This window comes from Mesobacillus maritimus, from assembly GCF_023715205.1.
GTDB classification, from domain to species: domain Bacteria; phylum Bacillota; class Bacilli; order Bacillales; family Cytobacillaceae; genus Mesobacillus_B; species Mesobacillus_B maritimus_C.
The window spans coordinates 1-255 of record NZ_JAMBNR010000133.1 but is presented as its reverse complement, the minus strand read 5'-3'; the positions used below and the strand labels follow the sequence as shown (position 1 = coordinate 255).

General features: G+C 49.4%; 1 rRNA gene. It reads left to right on the top strand.

Annotated elements, in window-relative coordinates:
- Positions 1–255 (top strand): 23S ribosomal RNA (locus M3182_RS25960); the annotation flags it as partial.

The window sequence follows — 255 nt, the reverse complement described above, 5'->3', positions numbered from 1 at the left end:
AAGGCTAAATACTCCCTAGTGACCGATAGTGAACCAGTACCGTGAGGGAAAGGTGAAAAGCACCCCGGAAGGGGAGTGAAAGAGATCCTGAAACCGTGTGCCTACAAGTAGTTAGAGCCCTGTGCATCTTTTCCTTTGGAAAAATGCCGGGTGATAGCGTGCCTTTTGTAGAATGAACCGGCGAGTTACGATCATATGCGAGGTTAAGTTGGAAAGACGGAGCCGCAGCGAAAGCGAGTCTGAATAGGGCGATTA